This is a genomic window from Pseudomonas sp. PS01299 (assembly GCF_029960145.1).
GTDB lineage: Bacteria > Pseudomonadota > Gammaproteobacteria > Pseudomonadales > Pseudomonadaceae > Aquipseudomonas > Aquipseudomonas putida_A.
In genome coordinates this window covers 1-4,618 of the sequence record NZ_JASCPO010000338.1, presented here as the reverse complement: position 1 = coordinate 4,618, position 4,618 = coordinate 1, and the positions used below count along the sequence as shown (strand labels likewise).

Genomic DNA, 4,618 nt, shown 5'->3' with positions numbered 1-4,618 from the left:
CGCGAAAGCGGTGTGTCATTCGGCAAAAGGTTGTCTGACACACCGCATTCGCGAGCAAGCCCGCTCCCACATTTGGATCTTCTGAGTTCCTGATTACTTACCGTTGCCTTCTATATGGCTGAGCGGCACGCGCTTCTCGATCGCGCTCGACAACACAATCGAGGTCTTGCTGAAGCCGAACTTCGCCACGCGATTGATCAACTCTTCCAGCTCCGTCATCGATGCCACCGCACCCTTCATCATCACGCACGGGTCGCCCGTCACTCGAAAGCATTCGGTCAGTTGCGGGATTTTCACCAGTTCGTCGTAGACCTTCTGGCTGCCGTTCTGGTGCAGGCGCAATTCGATCATGCACTGAATCGGCAAGCCGATTTTCGACAGGTCGATGTTCGCCTGATACCCGGTGATCACTCCGGCGGCTTCAAGCTTGGCCACGCGCTCGGCCACTGCCGGGGCGGACAGGTTCACTTTGCGCGCCAGATCGGCGTAGGACGCGCGACCGTTCTCCAACAGGGCGCTGAGCAGCATGCGGTCGTATTTGTCCAAGGCCGGACTCCTGAAATTGCCAGACTTTCGAAATCGTGGTTTATCCCGTCGATCTCCGTTGTTTCAAAAGTGTACCGGCGCGATAAACAGGTTTTGTAGCTTATTTTTGCTCGCGGGCCTTTCTAGAATAATTCACACCCTGCCTCTGACTGTCGAGCTGCCCATGCCTGCCTTGCGCCGTTTTTCCTTGCCGTTGATCGCCGCGTTTTTCGCGCTGTATGTGATTTGGGGATCAACCTATCTGGTGATCCGCCTCGGCGTCGAATACTGGCCACCGCTGATGCTTGGCGGGGTGCGCTTCGTGATTGCCGGCAGCCTGATGTACGCCTTCCTGCGCTGGCGCGGGGCGCCGGCGCCGACCTGGGCGCAGTGGAAAGCGGCGGGGATCATCGGGATTCTGCTGCTCAGTTTCGGTAACGGCGCGGTCAGTGTCGCCGAGCACACTGGCGTGGCTTCCGGCGTGGCGGCACTGGCGGTGGCGACGGTGCCGTTGTTCACCTTGCTCTGCGGCTATTTCTGGGGCGCGCGCAATACGCGCCTCGAATGGGCCGGGGTGGCGTTGGGAATTGTCGGCATCGCCATGCTCAACATGGGTTCCAATCTGCAATCGAGCCCGCTGGGTGCGGCGCTGCTGATTTTTGCGGCGGCGACCTGGGCGTTCGGCTCGGTGTGGAGCAAACACCTGCCGCTGCCGCAAGGGGCAATGGCCAGTGCCGTGGAGATGCTGGTGGGCGGCGTGGTGCTGCTGATCGGCAGCGCCGTCAGCGGCGAACATCTGCAAGCCTTGCCGCCGATGGAAGGCTGGCTGGCCTTGGGTTATCTGATCTTCTTCGGCTCGATCATCGCCTTCAATTCCTACATGTACCTGCTCAAACACGTGCGTCCGGCGGCGGCCACCAGTTATGCCTACGTCAACCCGGCGGTGGCGGTGTTGCTGGGGATCGTGTTTGTCGGCGAGACCATCGGCATGGAAGAAGCGCTGGCGATGCTGGTGATCATCAGTGCCGTGGTGCTGATCGGTCTGCCGCAGTGGCGGCGACCGGCGCAGCCGCTCGTCGTGGAGCCGCCGAAGACCGCCGTTCCAGCAGAACAGCGTGTGAATTAGGGTAAACTGCGCGCCATTGCACACTCGTGTCGCACAATTGCGCTGAATTTTCCTACGGTACTCCCATGACTTTCGCCACCCTTGGCCTGATCGAACCCTTGCTGCGCTCCCTCGAGAAGCTCGGCTACCAGACTCCAACGCCGGTCCAGGCGCAAGCCATTCCGGCCGTTCTGGCCGGTCGCGACCTGATGGCTGCGGCCCAGACCGGCACCGGCAAGACCGCCGGTTTCGCCTTGCCGCTGCTGCAGTTGCTGGCCATGGAAGGACCGAAAGTGGCCGCCAATTCGGCGCGTGCACTGATTCTGGTGCCGACCCGCGAGCTGGCGGAGCAGGTTCATGAGTCGGTGCGCCAATACGCTGAAAACCTGCCATTGCGCACGTATGCGGTGTACGGCGGCGTCAGCATCAACCCGCAGATGATGAAGCTGCGCGGCGGCGTTGATGTGCTGGTCGCCACGCCTGGTCGCCTGATCGACCTGTTCCGCCAGAACGCGTTGAAACTCGATCAGTTGCAAACTCTGGTGCTGGATGAAGCCGACCGCATGCTCGACCTGGGCTTCTCCGAAGAACTGGCGAACATTTATCGCATGCTGCCGAAGAAGCGCCAGACGCTACTGTTCTCCGCGACCTTCTCCGACGACATCCGCCTGCTCGCCGGGCAGATGCTCAACGATCCGCTGAGCATTGAGGTGAGCCCGCGCAACGTCGCGGCCAACACCGTCAAGCAGTGGGTGGTGACGGTGGACAAGAAGCGCAAGCCGGAACTGTTCGTGCACTTGATGCGCAAGAACAAGTGGAAGCAGGTGCTGGTGTTTGCCAAGACCCGCAATGGAGTGGACGCGCTGGTGGAAAAACTCCAGGGCCTCGGTGTAAACGCCGACGGCATCCACGGCGACAAGCCGCAGGCGACCCGTCAGCGTGCGCTGGATCGTTTCAAACTCAGTGAAGTGCAGATTCTGGTGGCGACCGACGTCGCCGCCCGTGGTCTGGATATCGAAGATTTGCCGCTGGTGGTCAACTTCGACCTGCCGATCGTCGCCGAGGATTACATCCACCGCATCGGTCGTACTGGCCGTGCGGGCGCGACGGGCGAGGCGATCTCGCTGGTGTGCGCGGATGAAGTAAACATGCTCTCGGCAATCGAGATGCTCACCCGTCAGACCTTGAAGCGTCAGAACGAGCCGGATTTCGAACCTGAGCACCGCGTGCCGGATACCGATGCCAGCGGTCAGGTGATCAAGAAGCCGAAGAAACCGAAAAAGCCGAAAGCATCCGGCGGCGGTGGCAAGCGCAATCTGGGCAAGTGGGTCGACAGTGGCGACACCCAGGCGCCGGAGCCGTCGATCAAGCCTGTGCGTAAAGTGCCGGTGTTCAATACCGGGCCGCGTAAGCGCAAGCCTTAAAGCCAAAAGCCCCTCACCCTAACCCTCTCCCGGAGGGAGAGGGGACTGATTGGAGGATGCTTGAATTCTACGCCGACCTGATTCTGCTGCTGTGAATCCACGATCGACTCGGTCTTTCAGGTCGATGTGTTACGCCAGACACCTCGGTCGGCTCCCTCTCCCTCGGGGAGAGGGTTGGGGTGAGGGTTCAGGCAGGCACCTCGGACTTGAGCCACTGCAACATTCCAATCCCCGCCGCCCGCCCGCTGGCAAAACACCCGGTCAGCAGATAGCCACCTGTCGGCGCTTCCCAATCGAGCATTTCCCCCGCACAGAACACCCCCGGCAACGCCTTGAGCATCAAACGCTGATCCAGCGCTTCGAACGTCACGCCACCGGCACTGCTGATCGCTTCGTCAAGCGGACGGGTTTTCACCAAGGTCAGCGGCAACGCCTTGATCGCCCGCGCCAACAACGCCGGATCAGCGAAGGTTGCTGCGTCGGTCAGCTCGCGCAACAACGCCGCTTTCACCCCATCAATTCCGACCTGACTGTGCAGATGCTTGGCCATCGAGCGTGAACCGCGTGGCTTGCTCAACGCTGCCTGCAATTTATCCACAGGTCGGCCGGGCAACAGATCGATGTGCACCGTGGCTGAACCCTGCGTATTGATCGCCTCGCGAATCGGTGCCGACAGCGCATAGATCAGGCTGCCTTCGACCCCGGTTGCGGTAATCACGCATTCGCCCAAGCGCGGGATATCGTCGTTCAAACCGATGGCGACATTTTTCAGCGGTGCGCCGGCGAATTTGCTGACAAGCAATTCGCTCCAGGCCTGCACCTCGAAGCCGCAATTGCTCGGCTGCAACGGCGCCAGTCCTACGCCTTTTTGCTCCAGAGGCAGCATCCACGCGCCATCCGAACCCAGGCGCGACCAACTGCCACCGCCGAGGGCGAGCAGGGTGGCGTCGGGTTTGACGGTGATTTCGCCGTCGGGGCTGGCGATGCGCAGCGCATCGTGTTCATCCCAGCCGAGCCAGCGATGGCGGGTGTGGATAACCACGCCGCTGTCGCGCAGGCGTTTGAGCCAGGCGCGCAGCAGCGGCGCGGCTTTCATGTCGGTGGGGAACACCCGGCCGGAGCTGCCGATAAAGGTTTCGATGCCCAGTTCATGAATCCAGCGGCACAACGCGTCGGCGTCGAAACCGCGCAGTAACGGCGCGATCTGCGGTGCGCGTTCGGCGTAGCGCGCGAGGAATGCCGGGTAAGGCTCGGAGTGGGTGATGTTCATGCCGCCGACCCCGGCCAGCAGGAACTTGCGCCCCACCGACGGCATGCCGTCGTACAAATCGACGCGCACGCCGGCCTGGCTCAGCACTTCGGCGGCCATCAGGCCGGCGGGGCCACCGCCGATGATGGCGACGTGAGCGGGGTGGGAGGCGGAGGTCTGGGTCATGGCGTGCGCTGCGGTATGGCGGGATAAGGCGCGCATTCTAACAGCGCAGACCTTTGTAGGAGTGAGCCTGCTCGCGATGGCGGTTGATCAGGCGACATAAGTGCTGAATGTCGGTCCGCCATCGCGAGC

4 protein-coding genes are annotated in these 4,618 nt (G+C 61.9%); 2 read left to right on the top strand and 2 right to left on the bottom strand.

What is annotated here, in order from left to right; translation table 11 throughout:
- Positions 1–93: 93 nt before the first annotated feature.
- Positions 94–546 carry an Lrp/AsnC family transcriptional regulator gene (locus tag QMX91_RS29160; protein WP_027612871.1) on the bottom strand — a complete coding sequence of 151 codons (453 nt, stop codon included), beginning with the start codon at positions 544–546 and terminating at the stop codon, positions 94–96.
- A gap of 163 nt (positions 547–709) precedes the next feature.
- Between QMX91_RS29160 and yedA the strand changes: the two genes are divergently transcribed.
- Both yedA and QMX91_RS29150 read left to right on the top strand, forming a co-directional pair.
- Positions 710–1,651, top strand: coding sequence for a drug/metabolite exporter YedA (gene yedA / locus QMX91_RS29155; protein ID WP_282413779.1), 942 nt, complete (start codon positions 710–712; stop codon positions 1,649–1,651).
- 65 nt (positions 1,652–1,716) lie between these two features.
- A complete protein-coding gene (locus tag QMX91_RS29150) occupies positions 1,717–3,054 on the top strand; it encodes a DEAD/DEAH box helicase (RefSeq protein WP_135296623.1) in 1,338 nt (445 codons plus the stop codon).
- Between the two features lie 187 nt (positions 3,055–3,241).
- Here the strand turns inward: QMX91_RS29150 and QMX91_RS29145 are convergent, their stop codons facing one another.
- Positions 3,242–4,489, bottom strand: coding sequence for a TIGR03862 family flavoprotein (locus tag QMX91_RS29145; protein WP_134787389.1), 1,248 nt, complete (start codon positions 4,487–4,489; stop codon positions 3,242–3,244).
- Positions 4,490–4,618 lie beyond the last annotated feature (129 nt).